The following is a 25421-nucleotide window of genomic DNA, read 5'->3' on the forward strand; positions in this document are numbered from 1 at the left end:
AGGTTGAGGGCCCCGTGGGCAGCCAGTTGGAAGAACCTGTGTCGGCTCAGGGCGAGCGAGCCGACCACTGGTCGCGTGTCTGGCAGTAGGCGAGGGCTTCGCGGATGGTGAGGCGGGAGGCCCGCCGGGCGGGAGCCAAACCGGCCAGGGCGGATCCCGCGACGGCGGCCAGCGCCCAGATCCCCAAGGCCGTCGGTGAGATGGTGAGCGGCAGCGGGGTCTTGAAGGCGAGGTCACCGAGGAGCTGACCGACCACAAGGCTGAGCGGGATGGCGAGCAGGGCCGCGAGGACCCAGCTGAGCAGGCCGATGAAGACGTTCTCTCCGAGCACGATGTTGATCAGGGTGCGCGGGGTGGCGCCGATGGCCTGCATGACAGCGAACTCCCGGGTCCGTTCCACCACGCTGGTGCCGGTGGCGGCGGCCAAACCAAGAATGCCGACAGCGGCCATGAGCGCGGCCAGGGCGATGAGCGCGGCGATCAGGATGTAGATGTGACCGTCGACTGCGGCGCGTAGTTCGGCCGTCGACAGGGTAGCCGCTTCCACCTTCGCTTCGCTCAGCGTGCGTTGTACAGCCGGGGCGTCGCTAGTGACGATGCGCAGGTTGGTGGCTGGACCGATGTGCCGCTCGATGGTGGACTTCGTGACGTAGGCGGAGGCCGATGAGCCGACCTCTCGGACGGTTCCGACGATCCGCCAGGTCGTGGCTCGGCCGTCGGTCTTCAGAGTGAGGGTGTCGTCGACCTTGGCGTCTGGCAGCTGTCGGCGAACCCTGGAACACCATAGACTTGGAGAGTTGGGGAAACCCGCGGATCCGGACCGGGGACCAGGGATCGCTGCCCCAGGAGGACGTTATGCGGCAGACAAGACTGGCCGGCGAATCGGCGGAGTACCTCGCCGCCCGCGAGGAACTGCGCCTGGCCGAGATCGACCTCATGCGCCACCGCGAGAAGGTCGCGGCCCAGCGACGGGCGCTCCCGCAGGGGCCGCCCGTCGACGACTACGTCTTCATCGAGGGCCCCGCCGACCTCGACGCGGGCGACGCGCCGGTCCGCGAGGTCTCCCTCGGCGGGCTCTTCACCGCGCAGGACCGCCCGCTGATCGTCTACCACTTCATGTACGGCAAGCTGCAGACCGATCCGTGCCCCATGTGCACCCTGTGGATCGACGGCTTCAACGGCATCGCCCACCACATCGCCCGGAACGCCGACTTCGCCGTCGCCGCGGCAGCCGACCCGCCCGCCCTGCGGCAGCACGCCCGCAACCGCGGCTGGCACCGGCTGCGGCTGCTGAGCTGCGGCGACAGCACCTTCAAGTACGACCTCGGCAGCGAGGACAAGGAAGGCGAACAGGACTCCACCATCTCCGTCTTCACCCGCGACGGCGACGGCGCGATCCACCACTTCTACTCCGCCCACCCCCGCATGGCCGACGACATCGACGAGCGCGGCATCGACCTCCTCGCCCCCGTCTGGCACCTCCTCGACCTCACCCCGCACGGCCGAGGCGACTGGTTCCCGCACCTCGACTACTGACCTTCGACCGCCGAGTTTGATCTTGGGCCGGTGTCGTCCGGTTTTTGGTGTGCCGCATTTGTGGCTGCTTCGAGCAGGGGCAACGGGCATATCCGTTGCTTTTTCGGCGAGTACTACCGGAACCCCGGTAAGGGTGGTCAGGTGAGTGATGAACTGGCGGGCATCTGGCCGCTGCTGGCCTTGCGGATCACAACACCGCGGCTGGAGCTGGCTGTGCCGAACACCGACGACCTGCTGAACCTCGCCCGGGCCTCCCGCGACATCCAACCACCTGACGAGGTCCGCTTTCAGCAGGCATTCCTGTACGAGTCGTCGCCGCTACGAGAGCGGCAGCTGCTGCAGCACCATTGGCGAGCTCTGGCCCACTGGCAACCCCACAGCTGGGACTTGCACCTCGCGGTCCGCGTCGACGGCGTTGCGATCGGCCTGCAGAACATGTGGGCGGATGACTTCGCGACCGTACGGATGCTAGAGACCGGATCGTGGATCACCCGTCGGCACCAGGGCAGAGGGCTTGGGACCGAGGCCCGGGCGGCGATGCTGGTGCTGGCGTTCACGCACTTGGGTGCTCTGGAGGCCAGGACCTCCTACATCGAGGGCAACGCCGCATCGGTGGCGGTGTCGCGCAAGCTGGGCTACGTCGACAATGGGCACCGCGCGGTCAGCCGCGACGGTGTCCATGTGGTGGAGCACATCCTGGCGTTGACTCGTGAGAGCTGGCAGGCGCGCCAGGTCCCCAGGATCCAGGTCTACGAGATCGCGCCCTGTCTGGAGCTCTTCGGCGTCGACTGACTGCGGCCACCTCGCCGGGGTTCGTCGCTTGCCGGCGGCCGCCGCAGTGGGCGACGAAAGCCCCGCGCGCCCGGCGCTACGCGGCGCAGGCGTCGGCGATCCTCGACTTCGGCTGCGGCACCGGCCATCTGCTGAGCGCAGTGGCCGAGCGCTATCCCTCGCGCGTCTGGTCGGCGTCGACGCCTCGTCCGCGATGATCGGCCAGGCCGCCACCTCGCCGGCGGCGCTCCGGCTCATCCACCGCCTACATGACCTGACCGGCCGATGAACGGGGAAGACGGAGGTCTCCCCCGTTCTCGCGGTCATGACCGTGCCGCCGCTACCTTCCCCCGCGGACGCCCCGGGCCAGTGCGGTGGTGAGGGCGCGCAGGGACGCCAGGCCGGTGGTCTCGTCGGGGGCGTCGAGGAGGGCTTGGACGAAAGCGGTGCCGACGGCCACGCCGTCGGCGAAGCCCGCCACCTCGGCGGCCTGGTCGGGGGTGGACACGCCGATGCCGACGCAGACCGGCAGATCGGTCGTCGCCCTGGTCCGCCGCACGAGATCGGCGGCCGAAGCGCCGTCGGTCTCACGGACGCCGGTGACGCCCATGGTCGAGGCGGCGTAGACGAAACCGGAACCGGCGGCGGTGATCCGCCTCAGCCGTTCGTCCCTGGTGCTGGGCGCGACGACGAAGACGGTCGCCAGGCCCTGCTTGCCGGCGTGGTCGCGCCACGTCGCGGATTCCTGGACGGGCAGGTCGGACAGGATGCAGCCCGCCCCGCCCGCGTCGGCGAGTTCGGTGGCGAAACGCTCGATGCCGTAGCGGGCGATCGGGTTCCAGTACGACATGACCAGGACGGGCTTGCCCGTGGCGGCGTGGGCCTCGCGGACGGTGCGGATGACGTCGGCGATCTTGAGGCCGCCGCGCAGGGCGAGGTCGTCGGCGGTCTGGATGACGGGGCCGTCCAGGACCGGGTCGCTGTGCGGCAGCCCGACCTCGACGATGTCGGCGCCGGAGTCCAGGACCGTCTTGATCGCCGCAACGCCGCCGTCAACGGTCGGGAAACCGGCCGGGAGGTAGGCGATGAGCGCGGCCCGGCCCTCGGCCCTGATGCTGGCGAGGGTGTCGTTCAACAGCTGGAGGTTGCCGCTCACTTGGACTCCCCGTCGGTGTCGTACAGCCCGAAGTAGCGGGCGGCGGTGTCCATGTCCTTGTCGCCGCGGCCGGACAGGTTGACCAGGATGAGACCGTCCCGGCCGAGTTCCCTGCCGACTTCGAGGGCTCCGGCGAGGGCATGGGCGCTCTCGATCGCCGGGATGATCCCCTCGGTGCGCGACAGGAGCCGGAACGCCCGCATCGCCTGGTCGTCGGTGACCGGGACGTATTCGGCGCGCCCGAGATCGTTGAGGTGGGCGTGCTCGGGGCCGATGCCCGGGTAGTCCAGGCCGGCGGAGATCGAGTGCGGCTCGGTGATCTGGCCCTCCTCGTCCTGGAGCACGTAGGAGCGCGAGCCGTGCAGGATGCCCGGCTCGCCCGCCGACAGCGTCGCCGCGTGCTTGCCGGATTCGACGCCGTGCCCGGCGGCCTCGCAGCCGACCAGTCGCACACCGGCGTCGGGCAGGAAGGCGTGGAACAGGCCGAGGGCGTTGGATCCGCCGCCGACGCACGCGATCGCCGCGTCGGGCAGGCGTCCGGTGCGGTCCAGGAGCTGGTGGCGGGCCTCGACGCCGATGACGCGCTGGAAGTCGCGGACCATGGCCGGGAACGGATGCGGACCCGCCGCGGTGCCGAACAGGTAGTGCGTGGACTCGACGTTGGCGACCCAGTCCCGGAACGCCTCGTTGATGGCGTCCTTCAGGGTGCGGGATCCGGACGTCACCGGGACGACCTTCGTGCCGAGCATCCGCATCCGGGCGACGTTCAGCGCCTGGCGCTCCATGTCGACCTCGCCCATGTAGACGATGCATTCGAGGCCGAACAGGGCGCAGGCGGTGGCCGTCGCTACGCCGTGCGACCCGGCGCCCGTTTCGGCGATCACCCGCGGCTTGCCCATCCGCCGGGCGAGCAGGACCTGCCCGAGGACGTTCGTGATCTTGTGGGAGCCGGTGTGGTTCAGATCCTCGCGTTTGAGGAACATCCGGACGCCGCCGGCGTGCTCGGCGAACCGGGGCACCTCGGTCAGGGCGCTCGGCCGCCCGGTGTAGTCGACGAGCAGCGCCCCGAACTCGGCGGTGAACTGCGGATCGGCCTTGGCCTTCTCGTACTCGTCGGCGACCTCGTCCACCGCGGCGACGAGCGCCTCCGGGATGAACTTGCCGCCGAACGCGCCGAAGTAGCCCTCGGCGTCTGGGGCGCGGCCTTCGGGGGCCGGGATGAAGAACGTGCTGGACATGCGACAGCTCCTCCGCCGGGACGCGTGCCCCGGCCGTCAGGTCAACGGTGATCACCGATCGCGTCTCCACGCAGAGGGGCAGGGCTCCCGCCTTCTCACCACCCGACGGCGCCCGCGAGCCCGGACGCGCTGGAAGCGTCGAAGACCTGGCAGGATCAGGGACACAGGCAGTGGACGGGCGGAGGAGAACTCCTCAGACGCCCTGCGTCATGCGCGGCGCGCGAAGCCATCGCATGCCGTTGACCTGACCGGGATCGGAGCCGATCGCATACCGGACCCGCCGGCCGTGCACCCGCCGCGCAGGCGCCCGGCAGCCGCGAGGGCGGCAACCAGGAGCGAGACGGGCGGCGACGGACATGTCCGCAGCCTACCGGAGTCAGCGGTTGCTCTTGAGCCAGTCCTGGTAGTGGGTGGGGGCGAGGCGGGCGCGGTGAGGACGTCGCCGGGGATGGCCCGGTAGTAGTCCAGCTGGGGCACCTGGTCGACGTCGACGATCGACGCGCGCACCAGTCAGGATGGGCTTGGTTTGCCGCCGGACAGCCCGGTCGGGTAGGAAGCTTGCATGCTAAGCGGTAACAAGGTCGGGCTCAGGGCCCGGCACGAGGACGACATTCCGATCCTGCGGGCCGAGCTCTACGACGACGTGGTCAACGGCTCGCGGGCCGAAGGCGGGCCGTGGCGGCCGATCACACCCGGCTCGAAGGATCCGCGGCTCGTGGTGGACGACAAGGAGCAAGGGCACGTCCCGTTCTCGGTGGTGGAGCTGGACGGCGGCACGCTGGTCGGCACCGCGACGCTGTGGGGCATCGACAACCACAACCGGTCCGCGCACATCGGGCTGGGGCTGCTGCCGTCGGCCCGCGGCAAGGGCTACGGCACCGACGTGGTCGCGGTGTTGTGCCACTACGGTTTCGTCGTGCGCGGCCTGCAGCGGCTGCAGATCGAGACGCTGGCGGACAACGCCGCGATGCTGCGCTCCGCCGAGCGCAACGGCTTCGTCCGCGAGGGCGTGCTGCGCTCCTCGGCCTGGGTGCTGGGCGAGTTCCTGGACGAGGTGCTGCTCGGGCTCCTCGTCCAGGACTGGAAGCCGGCCTCGAAGGCCTACCTCTGATCTTTGGCGGAGGTCTTGACGCTCTGAGCGTCGATCAGGTAGAAGATCGCGTCCAGGACCAGGCGCCGATCCCACTTCTCGGGCCTGCCCCCGCGCCCGCCGGTGCTCCCCGCGGCCGGGAGCAGCGGCGCCAGCAGCGCCCACTGCCCGTCGGTCATCGTCGAACCGGGGTAGAAGTGCCGCCGCGAGCGACGATCACCACCCTGGCCATGAGCAGGGCATGGCGAGTACTGGCACTTGGACGATACGTGCACCCGGACTCCTGGTAGGACTGGCAAGCCTAGACAGCCCCTCTCCTACCAGGAGCCCTTCGCCTCCCGGGCGAACCGCCCACCGACCGAGCGCGCGGGCGGACCCTCGCATCGTCCGGAGGTTCCGCCCGGCACCTAACACCTTTGCCGGCGCCGTCGGCGAAGGCGCGTCAGTGGTGCTGGCCGTGCCGGCCGAGGGTCTCCACGGGGGTCGCGCCGGGGCGGGTCCACTGCGGCACGGGGCGGCTGGTCGGGCCCCAGGTGGCGTTCCCGTCCGCGTCCGAGCGCCAGAACCAGCACGGGCGGCGCCCCTCGGGCCAGCCCTCGGGGTTGTCCTCCCACGCCTCGCCGCGGCCGTAGGGCGTCATGTCGAGCAGGCCGAGGGACCCGTTGACCGGCTCGTTGCCACGGCCCGTCGTGGAGTAGGTGAGGAACACGCGGTCGCCGTCGCGCAGGAAGCAGGTGATGTAACCCATGCTGCCGCCGACCGGCGCGTCCACGTCGCGCACCGAGTACCAGGGCTGGGTGTAGCCCATGAACTCGACGTAGGCGGCCACCTCGTCCCAACGGCCCGTGGTCAGGATGGCGAACGAGACGCCGCGGGCGTTGAGGTAGACGGCGTCCTTCAGGTGCCAGGCCGTGGTGGTGCAGCCCTCGCACTGCCCCTGGTGCGGCGCGCCGTCGTACCACATGTGCTTGTAGACCACGAGCTCGTCGCGGCCCTGGAACAGGTCCAGGAACGGGACCGGGCCGTAGGGTCCGACGACCTCGACCGTCCCGTCGAGCTCCACCATCGGCAGCCGGCGGCGGGCCGCGGCGAGGGCGTCGCCCTCGCGGGTGTGGGCCTTCTCGCGGACCAGGAGCTCGTCACGGGCGGCCTGCCAGGTGGCCAGGTCGACGACGGGCGGGCGGCCGGGCAGCGCGGTGGTCGGATCGTTCGGAGTGGTCGTCATGGTGTCCTCCGTGGTGTCTGACACTGCCGCAATCAATCTCCTGCTGTCTCGATCCAACCATTTCGACGTGCTGTAGACCCGGCATGGCGGCAATACTCATCGGTCAGCGAATCCCGCAGGGGCAAGGACCAAGCACGGCAGGGCCTTACCTACGGAGGAGCGCCTGGCGAGGCCAGCAACCGGACATTCTCCGGGCTCTGGAGAGCATCGAGCCAGCTCAGCGCTCGTCGAGGCCCGTCCTTTCAACACCTGCCCGAGCGCCTGGCATGAGCGTCGATCTGCTGCTGCGCGCGATGGGCCAGGCCGGTCCAGGACGTCTTGACCGGCCGGAGGTGCCCGCGCGATCGTGCTGCCAGCGCGAGACCTCCGCCCGCGTTCTTGGACAGCCGGTTAGAGCTCTAAGAGCTCCTGACGCAATTGGTCGTGATCGCGGCGGAACCGCCCGGGACCTTCAGCGGAAGGAGCGGCGGTAGGCGGCCGGGGTGGTGCGCAGGGCGGTGTGGAAGCGGCGGCGGAGGTTGACCGCCGAGGAGAGGCCGACGCGGGTGGCGATGGTCTCGACGGGCAGGTCGGTCTCCTCCAGCAGGGCGCGGGTGGCGGCCAGGCGGCGTTCCAGCAGCCAGCGGGCGGGTGGGACGCCGAGCTGGTCGGCGAACTGGCGGGTGAGGGTGCGGGGGGAGACGCCCGAGTAGGCGGCCATGTCCTCGACGGTGATCTGGTCGGACAGGCGCGAGAGGAGCCATTCGAGCAGAGGGGCCAGGGAGTCTGGCATGGGGCCGGTGGTGGGGAGGGGAGGGTACTGGCGCTGGCAGCCCTCGCGGTGCGGACCGGCGGCGAGCTGGCGGCCGATGCGCATGGCGTGGGCCGCGCCGTACTCCTGGAGGACCTGGTGAAGGCAGAGGTCGAGGGTGGCGGCCGAGGCTCCGGCGGTGGCGACGTCGCCGTGATCGACGTAGATGACGGTGCCGTCGGGGATGACGCGGGGGTGGCGGGCGGCGAGTTCGCCGGAGAGTTCCCAGTGGACGGAGGCGCGGCGGCCGTCCAGGAGGCCCAGGGCGGCGGGGATGAAGATTCCGGCGCAGACGGCGACGATGCGGGCGCCTCGGGCATGGGCTTGGGACACCGCGTGGAGTACGGCGGGCGAGGGGGTGAGGGTCCAGCCCGCGATGAGCACGGTGTCGGCGTCGTCGAGGGCTTCGAGGCCGCTGTCTACCTGGATGGGGACGCCGAGGGTGGTGGGGAGGGAGCCGGGGTGTTCGGAGCACAGGCTGAAGCTGTAGTGCTGGGGGATGTCGGGGCCGTGGTAGCCGAAGACGGCTGAGGCGGAGGTGACCGGGTAGAGCTCCTGGTTCGGGGCGACCAAGGCGACCACGCGATGCGGACTGGGGGGCGTCGGGGGCGTTTCCGGGCAATCCAGGGGCATGGCGCAAATGTACCCAATGATGTCATTTGGGACACCGGTGCTCTGATCTGGAAAAATCCAGAATTGGGGCTCATGTGGACGAGGAGCTTCACCCTTTACTTCGGGGCCCGCACGATCTCGCTGCTCGGTGACGCGATGATGCCCGTCGCCTCGGCGCTGGCGATCGGGAAAGTCTATGGGATCGCGGGCGTCGGCTACGTGCTCGCGCTCTGGACCGCGTCGGCTGTGCTGGTCATGTTGTTCGGCGGGGTTGTCGCCGACCGGATCGGCGCCCGGCGCTTGATGATCGGCGCGGACGTGGTCAGGGTCGTCACCCAGGGGGTCGTGGCTGTCGCCTTCCTGGATGGTGCTCCGCCGTACGCCCTGTTGCTGGTGATGGCGTTCTTGTCGGGCACGGCCGCCGGGATGTTCGAACCGGGCGTCAACGGCATGGTCCCCCTGGTCGCCAAAGATCCGCAGCGGGCCAACGCGACGCTGAAGATCGCCGAGGCGGTCACCCATCTGGCGGGTCCCGCACTGGCTGGAGTCCTCATCGTCGTCGCCGGGCCGGTCTTCGTCTACACGGTGGACGCCGCGACGTTCCTGGTCAGCGGGGTGTGCCTGCTGCTGGTCCGGGTCACCGTACCAAGGCCGGAGCCCTCCAACGTGCTGAGCGACCTGCGCAGGGGCTGGGAGGAGTTCAAGGCCAGGAGCTGGATGTGGTCGGTCATCCTGGTCTGGGTGTTCTGGGGCGTTCTGGTGGTCGGACCGTACGTGCCGCTGTCGTCGCAGGTCATCGGAGCCGACTACGGCTGGGTGATGGCGGCGCTCGGCCTCGGCACTGTGCTGGGCGGGCTGGTGGCGATCAGGCTCAGGCCGCGCAGGCCGCTGGCGGCCGGGGCGGTGGCGCTGAGCGGGTACGTGGCGGTGCCGCTGACGGTCGCGCTCGGGCTGCCGCTGCCGCTGCTGATGGCCGGGCACCTGCTCGGGGGGTGCGCGTGGGCGTTCTGGTCGGTGATGTGGTCGACCAGCGTGCAGACGCAGGTAGCGCCGGACGTGCTGAACCGGGTCAACGCCTACCAGGTGGCCGGGTCGGTCGCGGGCATGGCAGTCGGGCAGGCGCTGGCCGGTCCGGTCACCGCGCTGGTCGAACCGCGCGCCTTCATGCTGGGGTCGGCCCTGGTGGCGGTCGGCGTGGTGGCGGCGCTGCTGTTGATCAAGCCGGTCAGGCGGCTGGACCGGGAACCTCAGGAGGCCGGAGGCCAGTCGATCTCGGTCTCGGCCAGCTTGTTGACGTAGTTGGTCATCGTCTGGACCGGCGATAGAAGGCGCAGGTAGAAGTGCGATCGCGGAGAGGCCTCCGGAGCTGGGTGCGCAGATTCGAGGGGAAAGGGGAGTGCCCGCTCCTTTCCACTCTCAACGTATAGCGCACCGGGGGGCTTGCGGCAAGACCCCGGTCGTGCCGCAGAATCGTCGGCCGAGGCCAGAACCTGCGGAAATGGAGTTGCCAAGTGCGTGTGTTGTTGTCGACGTATGGGTCGCGCGGGGACGTCGAACCGTTGGTGGGACTCGCGGTGCGGTTGCGGGAACTCGGCGCGGGGGTGCGGGTGTGCGCGCCGCCGGACGAGGACTTCGCGCAGCGGTTGGCCGGTGTCGGCGTGCCGATGGTGCCGGTCGGCCAGTCGGCGCGCGCGCTGACGACCGCGGCGCCGCCGCCGTCGTCGGCGGACCTGCCCCGGCGCGCGGCCGAGGTGATCGCCAGCCAGTTCGACGCGGTCATGGCGGCGGCCGAGGGATGTGACGTGCTGGTGGCGACCGGCATGATGCCTGCCGCGGCCGGCGCGCGGTCGGTGGCCGAGAAACTGGGCATCCGCTCCGTGTCCGTGACCTTCCAGCAGCTCACCCTGCCGTCGCCGCACCGTCCGCCGCTGGCGTATCAGGGCCGGCCGTTCCCGCCGGACGTGACCGACAACCGGGTGCTGTGGGACCTGGACGCCCAGAGCATCAGTGCGCTGTTCGGTGCGGCGCTCAACACCAACCGGGCGTCGATCGGCCTGCCTCCGGTGGACAACGTTCGCGACTACGTCATCGGCGACCAGCCGTGGCTGGCGACGGACCCGGCCCTGGACCCGTGGCAGGAGACGCCGGATCTCGACGTCGTCCAGACCGGCGCGTGGATCCTGCCCGACGTTCGCCCACTCCCGACCGAGTTGATGGCGTTCCTGGACGCCGGCACACCACCGGTGTACGTGGGCTTCGGCAGCATGCCCATGCGCGCATCGACGGACGCCGCCCAGGTGGCCATCGAGGCGATCCGCGCGCAGGGCCGCCGCGCGCTCGTCGCCCGCGGCTGGGCCGACCTGGCCCTGATCGACGACGGGGACGACTGTTTCGTCGTCGGCGAGGTCAACCAGCAGGCGCTGTTCGGCCGGGTGGCCGCCGTGGTGCACCACGGCGGCGCGGGCACGACGACGACGGCCGTCCGGGCCGGCGCGCCTCAGGTGGTGGTACCCCAGGCGGCGGACCAGCCGTACTGGGCCGGCCGGGTGGCCGAGCTGGGCATCGGCGCGGCACACGACGGTCCGACTCCGACCTTCGAGTCCCTGTCGGCCGCGCTCAGCACGGCCCTGACCCCCGAGACCCGCGCACGAACGGCCGCTGTGGCCGGCACGATCCGCACCGACGGGGCGACGGTGGCCGCGAGGTTGCTGCTCGACGCGGTCAGCCGGGAAAGGCCGCCCGTCTCCGCGTGAACCACGCGGGATCGTCGAGCCAGGACCCAGAACACGAGAACCTGCAAACCCTGACGACCTGAACCGACAACGGCCACCAGGTTCGTCACGCCGGTCCAGACGCCTAGCTGCGCGCAATGGTGCAAGCGACCTCAGATCGGAGCTAATCACGTGAACCCGCTGACCACCAGCGCGTTTGACCTTCCCGACCACCTTTCCCCCAAGGCCGACCCGGCGTTGATCGCCGGCGATGAGCAGCACTTCGCGGCCATCGCGGAGAGCCTGGAGCAGTCGATCGCCGACCTGTCCGACCGCCTCGACGCCGAGCGCAAGGCGCCCGGCGGCAAAGGCCGGCAGGCGATGGACCGGGACCTGGAGATCCACCGGCTGACCGCTCGCCTGCGCACACTGCGCCGCTTCGGTCTGGACCTGTGCCTCGGACACATGGTCAGCGCGGACCACCCCGAGCCCGTGTACGTGGGACGGCTTGGCCTCACCGACAGCGCGGGTCGTCGGCTGCTGCTCGACTGGCGCTCCCCCGCGGCTGAGCCGTTCTTCGGAGCCACCCACGCCAACCCGATGGGTCTGGCGAGCCGCCGCAGGTATCGCTGGACCCGCGGCCGGATCAGCGACTACTGGGACGAGGTGTTCACCTCGGACGGTTTGGTCGGGCACGCCGCGCTCGACGACCAGTCCGCCTTCATCGCCAGCCTGGGCAGCAACCGGTCGGCCCGGATGCGAGACGTGCTCGGCACCATCCAGGCCGACCAGGACGCCATCATCCGCGCGGGATCCCACGGCGCTCTCGTCGTCGACGGCGGTCCGGGTACGGGCAAGACCGTCGTCGCGCTGCACCGCTCCGCCTACCTCCTCTACTCCGACCCGCGCCTCGGTCACCGCAGGGGCGGCGTGCTGTTCGTCGGTCCGCACCAGCCGTACCTGGCCTACGTCGCCGACGTCCTGCCCAGCCTCGGAGAGGAGGGCGTGCAGACCTGCACGCTGCGCGACCTCGTCGCCGAGGGAGCCGCGGCGGCGATCGAGGCCGACCCGGACGTGGCTCGCCTGAAGTCGTCGGCGAACCTGGTGAAGGCGATCGAGCCGGCCGTCAGGTTCTACGAGAACCCGCCCACCAAGGGGATGACGGTCACGACCCACTGGGAGGACATCTGGCTGAGCGCCGAAGACTGGGCCGAGGCGTTCGACGCACCGGACCCCGGTACTCCGCACAACGAGGCGCGCGACCAGATCTGGGAGGAGCTGCTCACGATCCTGATGGACAAGCACGACGGCGAGGCCTCGGCTGCCCTGCTCCGCAAGTCGCTGCTGCAGAACGGGGAACTGCTCACGACCTTCAACCGCGCGTGGCCGCTGATCGAAGCGGCCGACCTCGTCGGAGACCTGTGGACGGTGCCCGCCTACCTGCGGATGTGCGCTCCCTGGCTCAGCCCCGACGAGGTACGGCAACTGCAGCGCGCGGACGCCCAGGCCTGGACGGTGTCCGACCTGCCGCTCCTGGACGCGGCACGGCAGCGGCTCGGCGACCCTGAGGCGTCACGACGCAAGCGCCGGCAGGAAGCCGCTCTCGCCGCCCAGCGCGAGCGCATGGCCCAGGTCGTCGACAACCTGATCGAGGCCGACGACGACGGCGAAGGCCTCGTGACACAGCTGCGCCGAGAGGACCTCCAGCGAAATCTGGTCGACGAGTCCGAGCTGCCCACCCTCGACCCGGACCTGCTGGCCGGCCCGTTCGCGCACATCGTCGTGGACGAGGCCCAGGAACTGACCGACGCGGAGTGGCAGATGTTGCTGCTGCGCTGCCCGTCCAGGAGCTTCACCATCGTCGGGGACCGTGCCCAGGCCAGGCACGGGTTCACCGAGTCGTGGCAGGAACGGCTCGAGCGGATCGGGCTCGACCGGATCAACCTGGCCTCCCTGAGCATCAACTACCGGACGCCGGAAGAAATCATGGCCGAAGCCGAGCCGGTCATCCGGGCCGTGCTCACCGACGCCAACGTGCCGACCTCCATCCGCAGCGGCGGCGTCCCCGTGGTTCACGGATCCGCTTCGGATCTGGGCGTGATCCTCGACACCTGGCTCGCCGAGAATGCCGACGGGATCGCCTGCGTCATCGGCGATCCCACGTTCCGGGAGACGTCCCGCGTCCGGTCGCTGACCCCGGAGCTGTCGAAGGGGCTCGAGTTCGACCTGGTGGTCCTCATCGACCCAGAGGCGTTCGGCGAGGGCATCGAAGGAGCGGTCGACCGCTATGTCGCGATGACGCGAGCGACCCAGCAACTCGTCATCCTCACCAGCTCCTGACGTCGGCCGGACGAACGCCCCCTCCCGGCCGAGTTGGTGGCGTTCCTGGACTGGAAAGGATCTTCACCATGGTGGTCTTGCCGGCGCCGTTGGGGCCGAGCAGGGAGAAGATGGTGCCTGCCGTGATGTCCAGGTCGACGCCGTCGAGGACGAGGTGCTCGCCGTACGCCTTGCGCAGGCCGGTGGCTCATTTAGTGGATCTTGAGGGGGTTGAGCGGATGGTCGGGCGGTTCCAGGTGATCTAGCGGTGGGGCTGCCCAGCCTGGATCGGTGCGATGGTGGCGCGTTCGGCGGTGTTGATCACCCATGCGGTGGCCGCCGCCGTGACCAGCAGCACCGCGGCAGCGGCGCTCAGGGTCGCCATGTCCGGGTGGATGAGGGACTGCCCGCGCCCTGCCTGCCAGGTCACGGTCGCGACCAGCCCGGTGTAGCCGACGGCGGCGGTGCCGACCAGGCGGGCGCGTACCTTCTCGTCGCGCAGCCAGGCGTGCCTGCCGGCGAGGGCGGACAGGGCGGCGGTGAGCAGGAGGAGCGCCTGGATGCCGTGCAGGGCGAAGAAGTGCGGGACCCGGAAGTCGCCGCCGGTCACGCTCCAGCCGGTGAGGGGCATGCCGTGGCCGTCGGGGTCGCCGATGCCGTGCCCTTGGTACATCTGAACGCGCTCGCCGTTGGCGTCGGTCACCGTACGCGGGTGGATCTCGGTGACCATCCAGTAGATCGGCACGAGCATGCCGAAGGTGGCCAGCGCAAGCCCGGCGCGGATCGCCCTGTTCAGGGCGGGTCCGCCGGTGCGCTGAATCAGCACGACGATCGCCAGGATCAGCTGGGCGATGAGGATGATCATCACGCCGTAGGTGAGGATGGGGACCAGGGCCAGGGTGACCGGATCGTTCTGGTTCGCGTTGAAGTGACTGATGGTGCCGCGCGCCGCCTGGACGGTGATGGCGGCGACCTCGGTGATCGCGGCCAGCGCGAAGACCGTGCCGACCCACCAACCCAGACGCCTTCCCCTGCTCAGCTTGGTCAGCAGCCAGGCCAGCGTGCCGGCATACAGGGCGAAGGCGAAGCCGAACTTCAACGGCTTGACCCACACCGACTCATCGAGCAGCGTGCGGCCGTCCACCACGAGCCCGACACCGGCGGCCAGCACGAGGCCCAGCATGAGGAGCGCGCAGACCACCAGTGGACGGTGCCAGGTGCGCACGGGGGTGAGGAAGGAAGTCATGAGGGGGCTCCGATCACGGCGACGAGCAGCCCGCGTTCGGGCGGCTCCGATCACACCGCTTGTTTGCGAATGAATAAAAGCTAACTTGCATTCACAAATTCGGCAATCTAGAAAATGAAATAGACGCTGAACTGCTGGCCAACTCCCATCAAGTCTTGCAATGATGGTGAAGGTGAATGCAAATCCAGCCCCGACTCGTTTGCAATGAGGTGTCTGCGAACGCAATACTGGCCACACCAGAAGACGTGACACGGAGGCGAGACCGATGCCCGGAGGCAGACTGACCCATCAGGACCGGCAGAAGATCGCCGAGGGACTGGCCGGGGGACTCACCTACACCGAGATCGCCGGCCGCCTGGACAGGCCCATCTCCACCATCACCCGGGAGGTGGCCCGCAACGGCGGCCCCGGCGGCTACCGCGCCGACCAGGCACAGCAGGCGACCCAAGGGCGCACTCGCCGCCGCAAGCCGACCCCGACCCCGCCCCCACCGACCGTCACTGACGCACACGGGCGCGACCCCGAGGCAGTCCACGAGCTGGAGGAACAGTTCACCGCGATGATGGTCGGCACGGGTCTGCCGCGGATGACGGCCCGGGTGCTCACCTGCCTGTACGTCACCGACAGCGGCAGCCTGACCGCCGCCGAGCTCGTCCGGCGCCTCCAGGTCAGCCCCGCCTCCATCTCCAAGGCCGTCGGCGAACTCGAACAGCAGGAGCTCATCAGGCGCGAACGCGACCCCCGCCGGCGGCGCGACCGGTACGTCATCGACGCCGACGCCTGGTTCCGCGGCTGGATGGCCAGCGCCCGTCAGAACACCATGCTGGCCGACTTCGCCCGCCAAGGCGCCCAGATCCTCGGCGCGACCACACCCGCCGGTACCCGCATGCAAGACATCGGCCACTTCTTCGAGCACGTCGGTCAGGCCATGATCCAGGCGGCCGAGGAGTGGCGGCAGGCCTATGCCGCGAAGCGCACCGCACACGGCTAGCACAGCGCGGCGATGGCCGTCGGAATCGGAACCGGTCACCTCTCTTCGGTAGGCCTGAGATCAAACTGAACTTTCGCCGGGTCGTGACACTCCAACCAGGGGTACGGCACGCGACCACAAGGAAGAGCGCCATGAAGAAGATGCTCGTCGCGGCTCTGGCCGGCGGGGCGCTGCTCATCGCTGGCACGCCCGCGCTCGCCCAGACCGTCAAACCCGCCCTGGGCCCCTACGGCTACGGCAAGGTCAAGCTCGGGATGAGCTTCAAGCAGGCGAAGGCGACAGGGAAGGTCGCCCTCAAATGGGGTGACAAGGACAGCGGCTGCTCCGGCTGGGACCTGAAGGCCTACCCCACCGGCAAGGACAGCGTTGGGCTCTACATCTCCAAGAGGCGGGGCGTGGCCGTCATCTTCGCCGCGAAGGGCATGAAAACGCCCGAGGGCGTCGGGATCGGTTCCACGATGAAGCAGGTCAAGGCGGCCTACCCGAAGGTGAGGACGCCGCGCGGGCTGAACCCGCACGTCTCTGTGCCGGGCAACCCCAAGGCTCATTACACCTTCTTCGCCGACAAGGGCAGGCTCGAAGGGCTGTCGCTCGCCCTCGGCACGCAGGACTGCGTGAGCTGACGCAGGTCGCGGACGTTCGCCCAGCGTCTGCTGGGTACGGCAGGCCTGCCGTGGCGCAGTGGCCACGGCAGGTGTCGGCGGCGCTTTCGAAGACTTGTCTCCGCTCCTGCCCGAACCGGGGCCAAGGCCAGGCGGCGAGCTTGAGATCTCAGCCCAGCAGCTCACGAGCCAGGACATCGCCCCACCATCGTTCGACGCGATCGGGTGACCACCCGCGCTCGACGGTGAGCGTGGTGTAGACGTCGATGTTGCAGATGGCCGCGTAGACGTCGACGGCGGTCTCCACGTCCAGCCCGGCGCGCAGAACCCCGCCCGGCCAGGAGGAGAACACCTGGACGCGGGTCTCGTCGGCGCGGCGGCGGCCGTCGCCGTACACCGTGGCCAGGTCCGGCTCGGTGCGGCCGGCTTCCCGCAGGAGCACGATGATGTCGCCCGCACGCTCGTACAGCCGGCGGTCGAAGCCGGCCATCGCGCTCAGCTGCCGCGCCGGATCCGCCGCGGGGTCTTCCAACTCGGCCAGCATCTGCGGCGCGTCACCGCTCAAATCCGCCGAATCCGCCAGGGCCCTGGTCAGCCCGATCTTGTTCCCGTACGTCGAGTACACCGTCGGCACGGACACACCGGCCTCGCGTGCCACGTCACGCACCGTCGTCTGCGCCCACCCCCGTGCGAGGAAGAGCCTGCGGGCGGCGCGGGCGATCTCGGCACGGGTCTCCAGAGCCTGGGTGGTACGGCGGAGCGAATCGTAGCGACGCTGCCCCTGTTCCTCGCTCATGATCCCCCATGTGGTTTACGCTACTTATAATGAATATAGGATGCGTCAAAGCCCAGACGCCACAACGCAAAGCTAGTGGGAGGCAAGCACGTGAAGCTTGTGATCTTCGGGGCCAACGGCCCGACAGGGCGACTCGCCACCGCCCAGGCGCTCACCGAGGGCCACACCGTCACCGCCGTCACTCGGCATCCGGAGGCGTTTCCCATCAACGATCCCGCGCTGGACGTCGCGAAGGCGGACGCCCTGGACTCCGAGGCGGTGGATCGGGCGGTGGCCGGACATGACGCGGTGATCTCGACGCTCGGTGTGCCCTACGGCTCCGAGAACACCACCATGTTCTCCGAGTCCGCCACGAACATCATCGAGGCCATGGCCGCGCACCGCATCCGGCGGCTGGTGTGCGTCACCTCGACCGGCGTGCCGATGAAACCTCCGCCCGGCGAGACCCTCGTCTATCGCAAGGTGATCATCCCACTACTCCTCAGGATGGGGCGTCCGCTGTACGAGGATGCCGGCCGTATGGAAAAGATCGTGGCCCGCACCGACCTCGACTGGACCGTCATCCGTCCTTCGGGACTGTTCGACGGCGGCGCGGTCACCGACTACACCGTGGGCCCGCCGCAGATGATCGGCAGGTTCACCTCACGTCGCGACCTGGCGGACGCGCTCATCCGCGAGGCCGTCGAAGACCGCAACGTCCGCTCCATCATCGAGGTCATCACCACCGAGGGCACGCCGAGCGTCTACCGCGTGTTCCTGAAGGAAGCGCTCCGCATCGGCAGCGGCAGCGCGTGAGGGCGCGCAGGCATCATGAGCCTGCATCCGGCACACGAGTGTGGTCGCCTGCGCCTCCTGCGAATCGCGGCCGACATCTCCCGTGCATGGCGACTCTTTCCAGTGGCTCACCATGCGAGTCAGCTTCGAACGCAATGCCCTGCGAGGGGCTGGCGCCGCAGCGTTGGCGACCAGCGTGGTGAATCGTGACCGGTGTCCTGGTCCGGGTGACCGGGTCCGGCGACTCCTCCGACGTGCGGCGCATGGCTGCACGCGGCCGCTGCCGTGCTCGTGCTGGCCCTCGCCGCCGCCCTGTGGGTCACGACCTGGCGAGATCGGGGCTCGTGGCGGCGAACCTCACTCCGAGACCGGGGCGCTGTTCGTCGAGCTCGGCGCCGACTGACGGCTGATGCCCGGTGCGGCCTCCAGCAGGTGATCGAAGCCCAGGCAGTCCAGCAGCCGATCCACCCGGGCCGGCACGTTGGTCAGGCCAAGGTCGCCACCCTTGCGCTGGAGGCTCTGCTTGAACGACACCAGCACGCCCAACCCCGAACAGTCCATGAAGGACACCTGGCTCATGTCTATCTCGAGGACGGGCGCCACCCCTACGCGGTCAGCCAGGGCCCGCACCAGCTCGGCACGCAGCTGGTCGACGGTCGCCATGTCGATCTCCCCGCGCGGAGAGACGACCACGCGGTCGTCCTGGCCTGTGCCCGTCGGCTTCAGGTGCTGCATCACCCACCTCCACAGACCTACGCAATGGAATGCCCGAAATGTTCGGTTAGCTCACCACAACCGCGGGAGCCGCGTCCCTCTCGGCAAGGCAAATCCCCGGCAAGAACCTCGCCAACCGGCCGGCTGCGGTATTCCAGCGGCAGCTCGATGGGGGCTCGTACCGTTGCTGATGAGTGAAGGGTCTACCGAAGCGCTGGCGTCCGTGCAATGAGGGTGCTGGCAATGCAGATCATTACCGGAGCGGCCGGGTTGTCGAGCCTTCGATAAAGCCGGCCGCCTGATTGACCATCGTGCCCGCTCTACCTCACCGTGCAGAGAACCTCTCCTCACTGACGATCCGCCCGTCGCGCACGGTGTAGACACCGATCGTGGAGTCGGCGGTGAACCGTACGGCGAAGCGGTCGCCGCCCGCCTGCAGGTACGGCCCCTCGACGGGCCCGCTCACCTGCCCCGAAGTCAGCAGGTGCCGGGTGATCGCGTCAGTCTCGCCCCTGTTGGCCAGACTGACGAAGGCCAGCCCCACCCCTTCGGCCGTCGGCTCCACGAACGCGGGCAGGTGGTCGAGTAGCCACTCCCGATAGGACGTGGCCGGCCGTCCGAGGATCTCCCGGATCGCCGGGACCACCGGCTCGGGCCGGGCGGCGACCTCCATCATGGTCTCCACGACGGAGTCCACGTCCTCCGGCGGCACCCACGCGAGGAACCACTCCCTGGCCTGCTCCGGCGGGATCTCCTCCACCTTCGTCACCGGCCTGCCGACCAGCTCGCCCACGGCCCTGATCCGTTCGGCCCCGGTCATGAGCTCCTCGCCGGTCAGCATCGGCGTGGCCGTGTTCAGCAGGTCGTCGGTGAGCAGCGCGTGCACTCCCACCGCCGCCAGGTCCTTGGGATGTATCTGCGACCGCGCCCAGCTCAGGAACGGCCCGCGGACCACGCCGTCCGTGGGCACGGGAGTCCCGAGGTCGTTGCTCATGTGCCCGCCGGACCGCAGGAACGTCCATTCCTTGGCGTGTTCCCTGATCAGCCGCTCGATCCGGCCGTGTGAGGCGTTGTCGGCATCGTCGTGGGTCTCCGCACCGGCCGCCGACAGATAGACGATCCTGCGCGCCTGTGCCGCCAGCTTCGGGATCACCAGGTTCCGCGAGTGCTCGGTGAACATCGTCGGCCACACCAGGAAGATCTTGTCGACTCCTTCCAGCGCCTCGTCAAGAGAGCCGGGATCACCCAGGTCCCCCTTGACCACCCGCACCCCGTCGGGGACCGCCGCCTGCTCCGGGTTCCTGCTCAGTGCCTTGACCGTCACCCCGCCGCGCTCGTGCAGTTGCCGTACCACATGTCCACCGGTGTGACCGGTGGCCCCGGTCACCAGAATCGTCTCGTTCATGACGCCGACGCTACGGTCGCGCCCATGACCCCAACATCAGTCGATCGACTGGTGTGCCGGCGACCAGGCACGACCAGTCGATCGACTGATGTTGGGTGGCTTGGGCCGCTCCTACCGTCGAGGACATGACTTCACGGATTGAGATGACCATGGACATCGCGTGCGGCGCCTCCTACCTCGCATGGGACCGGTTGCGCAGGGCGCTGGCACGGGCGCGCGCCAAGGGCGGCGAGGCGGAGGTGGTCTTCCATCCCTTCCAGATCGCTCCCGACGCGCCGGACGACCCGGCGCGGGCCGAGCCTCTCGAAGAGGTGCACAAGCGGGTCTTCGGTCCGTCGGCGGGGGAGTCGACCGCCCGCATGACCGCGCTCGGAGCGCGGGAAGGGGTGGTCTACGACTACGGCAAGGCGGTGCTCGCCAACACGTTCGAAGCGCACCGGCTGATCAGGGTCGCCGCCGCGCAGGGGCGAGCCGAGGAGATGGCGGACCGGCTGTTCCGCGCCTACTTCGCCGATGGGCTCAACCTGGCCGACAGCGACACGTTGCGGAAGCTGGCCGCCGAGGTCGGGGTGGCGTGGACCGACGACGGCGCGGAGGCGACCAGGGCGGAGCTGGAGCTGGTGCGCACGTCCGGGATCAGAGGCGTGCCGATCTCCAAGATCAACGGGCGCACGCTGTCCGGCGCGCAGTCCGAAGAGACGTTCTACGGAGAGATTTCATGATTCTGGTGACAGGGGCGACCGGCCGGGTGGGTGGGCAGGTCGTCAAGCAGCTGGTGGAAGCGGGAGTGACCGAGGTGCGAGCGCTGGCCCGCGACGCGGGCCGGGCGCGGCTGCCGGTCGAGGTCGTCGAAGGCGATCTGGCCGCGCCTGGCTCGCTGGACGCGGCGCTGGAGGGCGTGGAGAAGGTCTTCCTCGTCTGGCCGACACTCCAGGCCGACCACGCCGCGCCCGAGACGGTGAAGAGGCTGGCGGGCAGACACGTCGTGTACTTCTCCTCCGCGGCGGCGGGAGAGGCCGATCCGATCAACGCCTCCCACGGCGAGATCGAACGGCTGGTCCGCGAGTCCGGCGCCGACTGGACCTTCCTGCGGATCACCGGCCTGGCGGCCAACGACCTCAAGTGGGCGGACGGCATCCAGCGCGACGGTGTCGTGCGTGAGCCGTTCGCCGGGTGGGCGCGGTCCCACATCGACGAGGCCGACGTGGCGGCGGCGGGCGTGCGCGTGCTGACCGGCGACGGGCACGAAGGGGCGACCTACGTGCTGACCGGGCCGCAGGCGCTGACCGCGCCCGAGCGGGTGGCCGCCATCTCCGAGGTGATCGGGCGCGAGGTGCGCTTCCAGGAGGCGTCCTTGGCGGAGGTCAGGCGCCAGTACGAGGCCGTCTTCGGGCCCGAGCTGGCCGCAGGGCTGGTCGGCAAGATGGCGAGCGGGCTCCCGGAGCCGGAGCCGGTCACCGGCGCGGTCGAGGAACTCACCGGACGCCCGGCCAGAACCTACCGCGAATGGGCCGCTGATCACTGGGGGTAGCCTTTGAGACATGCTGCGGGGGCGGGCGAAGGAGACGGCGACGATCGACGCCCTGCTCGCCGCCGCTCGCCAGGGCACGAGCGGGGCGCTGGTCGTCCGCGGTGAGGCGGGCATCGGCAAGACCGCGCTGCTCGACCACACCGCGAGCCGGGCGGACGGCATGCGCGTGCTGCGGACGACCGGTGTCGAGGCGGAGAGCGAGCTGCCCTACGCGGGGCTCAGCATGCTCGTCGGCGGCCTCCTCGACCGCCTCGACGATCTCCCGGTACGGCAGGCCGACGCGCTCAGGGGCGCGCTGGGGGTGGGGGAGGCCAACGGCGACACCTTCCTGATCGGCCTGGCGGTGCTCAGCCTGCTGGCCGAGGAGGCCCCGCTCCTGTGCCTGGTCGACGACGCCCAGTGGCTCGACACCGCCTCGGCCGACGCCCTGCTGTTCGCCGCGCGGCGGCTGCGGGCCGAGGGCGTGGTGATGATGTTCGCGGTCCGCGCGCCGTACGCGCCGGACTTCCCCGCGACCGGGCTGCCCGAGCTGCGCCTGGACGGCCTGGCCGACGAGGCGGCGGCCGCGCTGGTCGGCGACCTGGCGCCGCACGTGCGCGAGGAGGTGCTGGTCGAGGCGCACGGCAACCCGCTGGCGTTGCGGGTGCTGGCCGAAGCGCGCCGTGAGCAGGGCACCGGCATGCTGTCGATGGGGCTCGTGCCCGTGCAGCACAGGATCCTGCAGACCTTCGACGACAGGATCCGCGCGCTGCCGGCGGCGACGCGGACCGTGCTGCTGGTCGCGGCGGCCGACGACACCGGCGAGCCGGCCACCGTTCTGCGGGCCGCCGAGCGGTTGGGCGCGGGGCTACCCGACCTGGATCCGGCGGAGGCCGCCGGGTTGCTGCGGTTCGAAGGCGAGCGACTGGTCTTCGGCCACCCGCTGATGAGGAGCGCCGCCTACCAGGGGGCCACGGCGAGCCGCAGGATCGAGGCGCACCGCGCGCTCGCGGAGGTCCTCGACGGCGACCGGCGTGCGTGGCACCTGGCAGCCGCGGCGACGGGCCCCGACGAGCAGGTCGCCGCAGCGTTGGAGAGCACGGCGCAGCGGGCCAGAGAGCGTGGCGGGTACGCGGCCGTGGCCGCCGCCTACGAACGTGCCGCCGCCCTCACCCCGGACCCGGGCGTGCGGGAGCGCCGGCGGCTCGCCGCGGCGCGCGCGGCCGCCGACGCGGGTCAGTTCGAGCGGGCCGGTCACCTGGTCGAGCAGGCCGGGAACTCGGCAGAGGCGGCCGCGCTCAGGGCGGTCATCGCCGACGGGCTCGGGCGGACCGAGGAAGCGCATGTGCTGCTGTTCGAGTCGGCCGCGACCGTCACGCCGGCGGAGCTGCCGCCCTTGTTGCGCAGCGCCGCGCGGGCGGCCTGGCGTGCCAACGACTTCGAGGCGCTCAAGCGGATCGCCGCCTGCGCGGCGGAGGGGTCGGACGTGCACCGGCTGGCCACGGCGGCGCTCGCCACCAACCGGCTGGACGACGGCGGCATCGAGACGCTGAAGGAGTTGCTGGCCCGGCCGCCGGAGTCCGATGTGCAGGATCGCCTGCTGTTCGCCCGGTTGCACCTCGTCATCGGCGACATCGAGGGCGCGATGCGCCTGGCCGGGAGCCTGGAGCGGGAGTGCAGGGCCCGGGGCGCGCTCGGCGTGCTGCCGGCCGTACAGACGATCCTGGCGCGGACCCTGCTCTTCACCGGCCGCTACACCGACGCGCGCGCCACTCTGGCCGATGGGCTGCAGATCGCCGCCGACACCTGCCAGCGCATGCCGCGCATCGAGCTGTCGGCGGCCCTGGCCGAGCTGGCCGCCATCGAAGGCGACGAGGAACGCTGCCGCGAGTTGACGGCCGAGGCGATCGAGCGAGACCTGGCCCCGAGCGCGGTGCACGCGGCCGTCGCGCTGAGCCTGCTCGACCTGGGCCTCGGACGTTACGAGGCGGCCCTGGACCGGATGGAGGCGGTGGTGTCCGGATCGCGCCCCATGGGCGTCATGGGCCACCTGCCGATCCTGGTCGAGGCCGCGGTACGGCTGGGGCGGCCGCAACGCGCCGCTTCCGCGGTGCGGCTGTTCTCGGCGTGGGCCGATCGGGTCGGGCAGCCGTGGGCCGCGGCCATCGCGCTGCGCTGCCAGGCACTGCTCGCCGACGACATCGACACATTCGCGCAAGCCGTACAGATGCCGACTTACCCCTTCGACCAGGCGCGGACAGAGCTGCTGTACGGCGAGCGGCTGCGGCGGGACCGGCGGACCAGCGACGCGCGCAGACACCTGCGCGGCGCCGCCGAGACGTTCGAGCGGCTTGGCGCGCGTCCCTGGGCCGAGCGCGCCCGCGGCGAACTGCGCGCCACGGGGGAGACCCGCCTGGTGCGTGACCACGTGACCGACCTCGCTGACCGGCTCACACCGCAGGAACTCCAGAGCGTACGGCTGGCGGCCACCGGGCTGAGCAACCGGGAGATCGCCGAGCGGCTGTTCGTGAGCCCGCGCACTGTCGGCTACCACCTGTACAAGGCGTATCCCAAGCTGGGCGTCAAGACCAGGGCGGAGCTCGCCTCCCTGAGACTGTGACGCATGCTGCGTTGACGTTGTTTTCTCCGCCGTTACCACCGGGACGCCACGCTGCGTCGCCATCGCAGACAACCGTTCGGGCGGCGCGCCGGCCTGACCGAGCTGGGCGGGACCCGGCCAGGCGAGCAGTCCGATGATGACCGAGCCGATGATGAGCGTCTTCCGCGCGGTCAACCGCCCACGTGCGCACACCTTCTCACGGCCGGATCTCGTAGACCACGTTGAACGGAGTCTGCGCGGCCCGTCGGAGTCGGGTGAAGCCGGCGTCTGTGATCACCTCGCGGATCGCCGCCTCACCGGCCTGCGCGCCCAACGCGTACCCGCCCGGCTGGGAGAGACCGTTGGGCACGCAGAGGAACGTGGAGGCGCTGTAGTACAGCCGCCCCACCGGGTTGAAGTTATCCTCGACCTTGTCGGAGGCGAACGGCTCCACCAGAAGCCACGTGCCGTCCGGAGCCAGCGCTTCCCGCACCCGCCGGGCGGCCCCGAGCGGGTCGCCCATGTCATGCAGGCAGTCGAACATCGTCACCAGGTCGTAGCCCGTCCCGGTGAAGGTCTGCGCGGTGGCCACCTCGAAGCTGACCCGGTCGGCGAGCCCGGACTCCGCGGCCCCCTTGCGCGCCAGCGCGATCGAATCGGCGTGGTAGTCGGAGCCGACGACCGTGGTACGCGGGTACGCCTCGGCGAGGAGCAGCGACGACGAGCCGAGACCGCAGCCGACGTCGGCGACCCGAGCCCCGGCCGTGAGTTTCTCGTCGACCCCGTCCAACGCCGGGATCCAGCTCGGGATCAGCTCGGCCACGTAGCCGGGCCGGAAGAACGCGTCGCACCCGACGAAAACGTCCTCGTCGTGCTCGTGCCAGCCGACGCCTGCACCGGTACGGAACGCCTCGGTGATTCGCGGTTCCGCGCGCAGCATTCCCAGAGCGATGAGGAACGCCGCCGGCACGTTGGGACCGTTAGGGTCGGCCAGGCAGAACGCCTGCTCCTCGGTCAGTGAGAACCGGCCGGTCTCCGGTTCGTAGCTGACGTATCCACCGGCGGCCTGTCCGCGCAGCCACTCGGTGAGGTAGCGCGGGTGGCACCCGGTGCGCTCGGCGAACTGCTCGGGCGTCGCGGGGCCCTCCGCGAGGGTGCGATAGAGGCCGAGCCGCTGGCCGATCACGACGGAGCCGGCGGCTTCGGTCGCTGCCAGGTCGGTCACGAACCGGCCCAGGAACTCGTTCACCTTCTCGTGGTCCATCTCTGGTCTCCTTCCCTGTCGAACCGGCTGGTGCCGGTCACAACAAGGGTCGGCCCGCTGCCTTTCACGGCC

At 70.2% G+C, this 25421-nt stretch carries 24 protein-coding genes and 1 pseudogene; 12 read left to right on the plus strand and 13 right to left on the minus strand.

The window, feature by feature from the left end:
- Positions 1 to 46 precede the first annotated feature (46 nt).
- The gene (locus tag H4W81_RS43165) at positions 47 to 547 is read right to left on the minus strand and encodes an ABC transporter permease (protein WP_192780074.1); all 501 of its coding nucleotides are present in this window, start codon (positions 545 to 547) and stop codon (positions 47 to 49) included.
- 308 nt (positions 548 to 855) lie between these two features.
- Between H4W81_RS43165 and H4W81_RS43170 the strand changes: the two genes are divergently transcribed.
- Both H4W81_RS43170 and H4W81_RS43175 read left to right on the plus strand, forming a co-directional pair.
- On the plus strand, positions 856 to 1536 hold the full coding sequence (locus H4W81_RS43170; RefSeq protein WP_192780075.1) for a DUF899 family protein: 681 nt from the start codon (positions 856 to 858) through the stop codon (positions 1534 to 1536).
- Between the two features lie 141 nt (positions 1537 to 1677).
- Positions 1678 to 2328, plus strand: coding sequence for a GNAT family N-acetyltransferase (locus H4W81_RS43175; protein WP_192780076.1), 651 nt, complete (start codon positions 1678 to 1680; stop codon positions 2326 to 2328).
- 319 nt (positions 2329 to 2647) lie between these two features.
- Here H4W81_RS43175 and trpA read toward each other — a convergent pair whose 3' ends face one another.
- The 3 genes from trpA to trpM form a co-directional block, all read right to left on the minus strand.
- Positions 2648 to 3463, minus strand: a complete 816-nt coding sequence (trpA, locus tag H4W81_RS43180) for a tryptophan synthase subunit alpha (protein ID WP_192780077.1) — start codon at positions 3461 to 3463, stop codon at positions 2648 to 2650.
- The gene (gene trpB, locus H4W81_RS43185; RefSeq protein WP_192780078.1) at positions 3460 to 4701 is read right to left on the minus strand and encodes a tryptophan synthase subunit beta; all 1242 of its coding nucleotides are present in this window, start codon (positions 4699 to 4701) and stop codon (positions 3460 to 3462) included. The genes trpA and trpB overlap by 4 nt, the downstream gene beginning before the upstream one ends.
- A gap of 193 nt (positions 4702 to 4894) precedes the next feature.
- Positions 4895 to 5059, minus strand: coding sequence for a tryptophan biosynthesis modulator TrpM (gene trpM / locus H4W81_RS50280; protein ID WP_386324324.1), 165 nt, complete (start codon positions 5057 to 5059; stop codon positions 4895 to 4897).
- Positions 5060 to 5263: 204 nt separating this feature from the next.
- Between trpM and H4W81_RS43190 the strand changes: the two genes are divergently transcribed.
- Positions 5264 to 5812, plus strand: a complete 549-nt coding sequence (locus H4W81_RS43190; RefSeq protein ID WP_192780079.1) for a GNAT family N-acetyltransferase — start codon at positions 5264 to 5266, stop codon at positions 5810 to 5812.
- On the opposite strand, the gene H4W81_RS43195 is transcribed toward H4W81_RS43190, so the two are convergent.
- The 3 genes from H4W81_RS43195 to H4W81_RS43205 form a co-directional block, all read right to left on the minus strand.
- Positions 5803 to 5970 carry a transposase gene (locus tag H4W81_RS43195; RefSeq protein ID WP_225959065.1) on the minus strand — a complete coding sequence of 56 codons (168 nt, stop codon included), beginning with the start codon at positions 5968 to 5970 and terminating at the stop codon, positions 5803 to 5805. The two genes, H4W81_RS43190 and H4W81_RS43195, sit on opposite strands and share 10 nt — an antisense overlap.
- Positions 5971 to 6233: 263 nt before the next feature.
- The gene (locus tag H4W81_RS43200; protein WP_192780080.1) at positions 6234 to 7016 is read right to left on the minus strand and encodes a DUF899 domain-containing protein; all 783 of its coding nucleotides are present in this window, start codon (positions 7014 to 7016) and stop codon (positions 6234 to 6236) included.
- Between the two features lie 451 nt (positions 7017 to 7467).
- On the minus strand, positions 7468 to 8388 hold the full coding sequence (locus tag H4W81_RS43205) for a GlxA family transcriptional regulator (protein ID WP_318782439.1): 921 nt from the start codon (positions 8386 to 8388) through the stop codon (positions 7468 to 7470).
- Between the two features lie 123 nt (positions 8389 to 8511).
- Between H4W81_RS43205 and H4W81_RS43210 the strand changes: the two genes are divergently transcribed.
- The 3 genes from H4W81_RS43210 (at position 8512) to helR (ending at position 13469) form a co-directional block, all read left to right on the plus strand.
- Positions 8512 to 9717: an MFS transporter gene (locus H4W81_RS43210; RefSeq protein ID WP_192780082.1), complete on the plus strand. Its 1206-nt coding sequence runs from the start codon at positions 8512 to 8514 to the stop codon at positions 9715 to 9717.
- Between the two features lie 212 nt (positions 9718 to 9929).
- Entirely contained in the window at positions 9930 to 11171 is a 1242-nt protein-coding gene (locus H4W81_RS49065; RefSeq protein ID WP_192780083.1) for a glycosyltransferase, read from the plus strand.
- 150 nt (positions 11172 to 11321) lie between these two features.
- Entirely contained in the window at positions 11322 to 13469 is a 2148-nt protein-coding gene (gene helR / locus H4W81_RS43220) for an RNA polymerase recycling motor ATPase HelR (protein ID WP_192780084.1), read from the plus strand.
- A 49-nt stretch (positions 13470 to 13518) separates the two neighbouring features.
- Here helR and H4W81_RS43225 read toward each other — a convergent pair.
- Both H4W81_RS43225 and H4W81_RS43230 read right to left on the minus strand, forming a co-directional pair.
- Positions 13519 to 13647: pseudogene (locus H4W81_RS43225) on the minus strand (ATP-binding cassette domain-containing protein); the annotation flags it as partial.
- A gap of 63 nt (positions 13648 to 13710) precedes the next feature.
- Positions 13711 to 14694 (minus strand): hypothetical protein, encoded by a 984-nt coding sequence (locus tag H4W81_RS43230; RefSeq protein ID WP_192780085.1) that lies wholly within the window; start codon positions 14692 to 14694, stop codon positions 13711 to 13713.
- Positions 14695 to 14959: 265 nt separating this feature from the next.
- Between H4W81_RS43230 and H4W81_RS43235 the strand changes: the two genes are divergently transcribed.
- Entirely contained in the window at positions 14960 to 15685 is a 726-nt protein-coding gene (locus tag H4W81_RS43235; protein ID WP_192780086.1) for a GbsR/MarR family transcriptional regulator, read from the plus strand.
- A gap of 131 nt (positions 15686 to 15816) precedes the next feature.
- A complete protein-coding gene (locus H4W81_RS43240) occupies positions 15817 to 16308 on the plus strand; it encodes a hypothetical protein (RefSeq protein ID WP_192780087.1) in 492 nt (163 codons plus the stop codon).
- Positions 16309 to 16456: 148 nt separating this feature from the next.
- Here H4W81_RS43240 and H4W81_RS43245 read toward each other — a convergent pair whose 3' ends face one another.
- On the minus strand, positions 16457 to 17083 hold the full coding sequence (locus H4W81_RS43245) for a TetR/AcrR family transcriptional regulator (RefSeq protein WP_192780088.1): 627 nt from the start codon (positions 17081 to 17083) through the stop codon (positions 16457 to 16459).
- Positions 17084 to 17173: 90 nt separating this feature from the next.
- On the opposite strand from H4W81_RS43245, the gene H4W81_RS43250 reads away from it, so the two are divergent.
- A complete protein-coding gene (locus H4W81_RS43250; RefSeq protein WP_192780089.1) occupies positions 17174 to 17878 on the plus strand; it encodes an NAD(P)-dependent oxidoreductase in 705 nt (234 codons plus the stop codon).
- A gap of 336 nt (positions 17879 to 18214) precedes the next feature.
- Here H4W81_RS43250 and H4W81_RS43255 read toward each other — a convergent pair whose 3' ends face one another.
- Both H4W81_RS43255 and H4W81_RS43260 read right to left on the minus strand, forming a co-directional pair.
- Entirely contained in the window at positions 18215 to 18592 is a 378-nt protein-coding gene (locus H4W81_RS43255; RefSeq protein ID WP_192780090.1) for an STAS domain-containing protein, read from the minus strand.
- A gap of 304 nt (positions 18593 to 18896) precedes the next feature.
- The gene (locus H4W81_RS43260) at positions 18897 to 19976 is read right to left on the minus strand and encodes an SDR family oxidoreductase (RefSeq protein WP_192780091.1); all 1080 of its coding nucleotides are present in this window, start codon (positions 19974 to 19976) and stop codon (positions 18897 to 18899) included.
- 125 nt (positions 19977 to 20101) lie between these two features.
- On the opposite strand from H4W81_RS43260, the gene H4W81_RS43265 reads away from it, so the two are divergent.
- The 3 genes from H4W81_RS43265 to H4W81_RS43275 are packed head-to-tail and all read left to right on the plus strand — an operon-like array spanning position 20102 to position 24106.
- Positions 20102 to 20698, plus strand: coding sequence for a DsbA family protein (locus H4W81_RS43265; RefSeq protein ID WP_192780092.1), 597 nt, complete (start codon positions 20102 to 20104; stop codon positions 20696 to 20698).
- Entirely contained in the window at positions 20695 to 21507 is an 813-nt protein-coding gene (locus H4W81_RS43270) for an NAD(P)H-binding protein (RefSeq protein WP_192780093.1), read from the plus strand. The genes H4W81_RS43265 and H4W81_RS43270 overlap by 4 nt, the downstream gene beginning before the upstream one ends.
- 10 nt (positions 21508 to 21517) lie before the next feature.
- Positions 21518 to 24106: a helix-turn-helix transcriptional regulator gene (locus tag H4W81_RS43275; protein WP_192780094.1), complete on the plus strand. Its 2589-nt coding sequence runs from the start codon at positions 21518 to 21520 to the stop codon at positions 24104 to 24106.
- Between the two features lie 196 nt (positions 24107 to 24302).
- On the opposite strand, the gene H4W81_RS43280 is transcribed toward H4W81_RS43275, so the two are convergent.
- Positions 24303 to 25349: a class I SAM-dependent methyltransferase gene (locus H4W81_RS43280; protein ID WP_192780095.1), complete on the minus strand. Its 1047-nt coding sequence runs from the start codon at positions 25347 to 25349 to the stop codon at positions 24303 to 24305.
- Positions 25350 to 25421 lie beyond the last annotated feature (72 nt).

Source organism: Nonomuraea africana, assembly GCF_014873535.1.
Classification (GTDB): Bacteria; Actinomycetota; Actinomycetes; order Streptosporangiales; family Streptosporangiaceae; genus Nonomuraea; species Nonomuraea africana.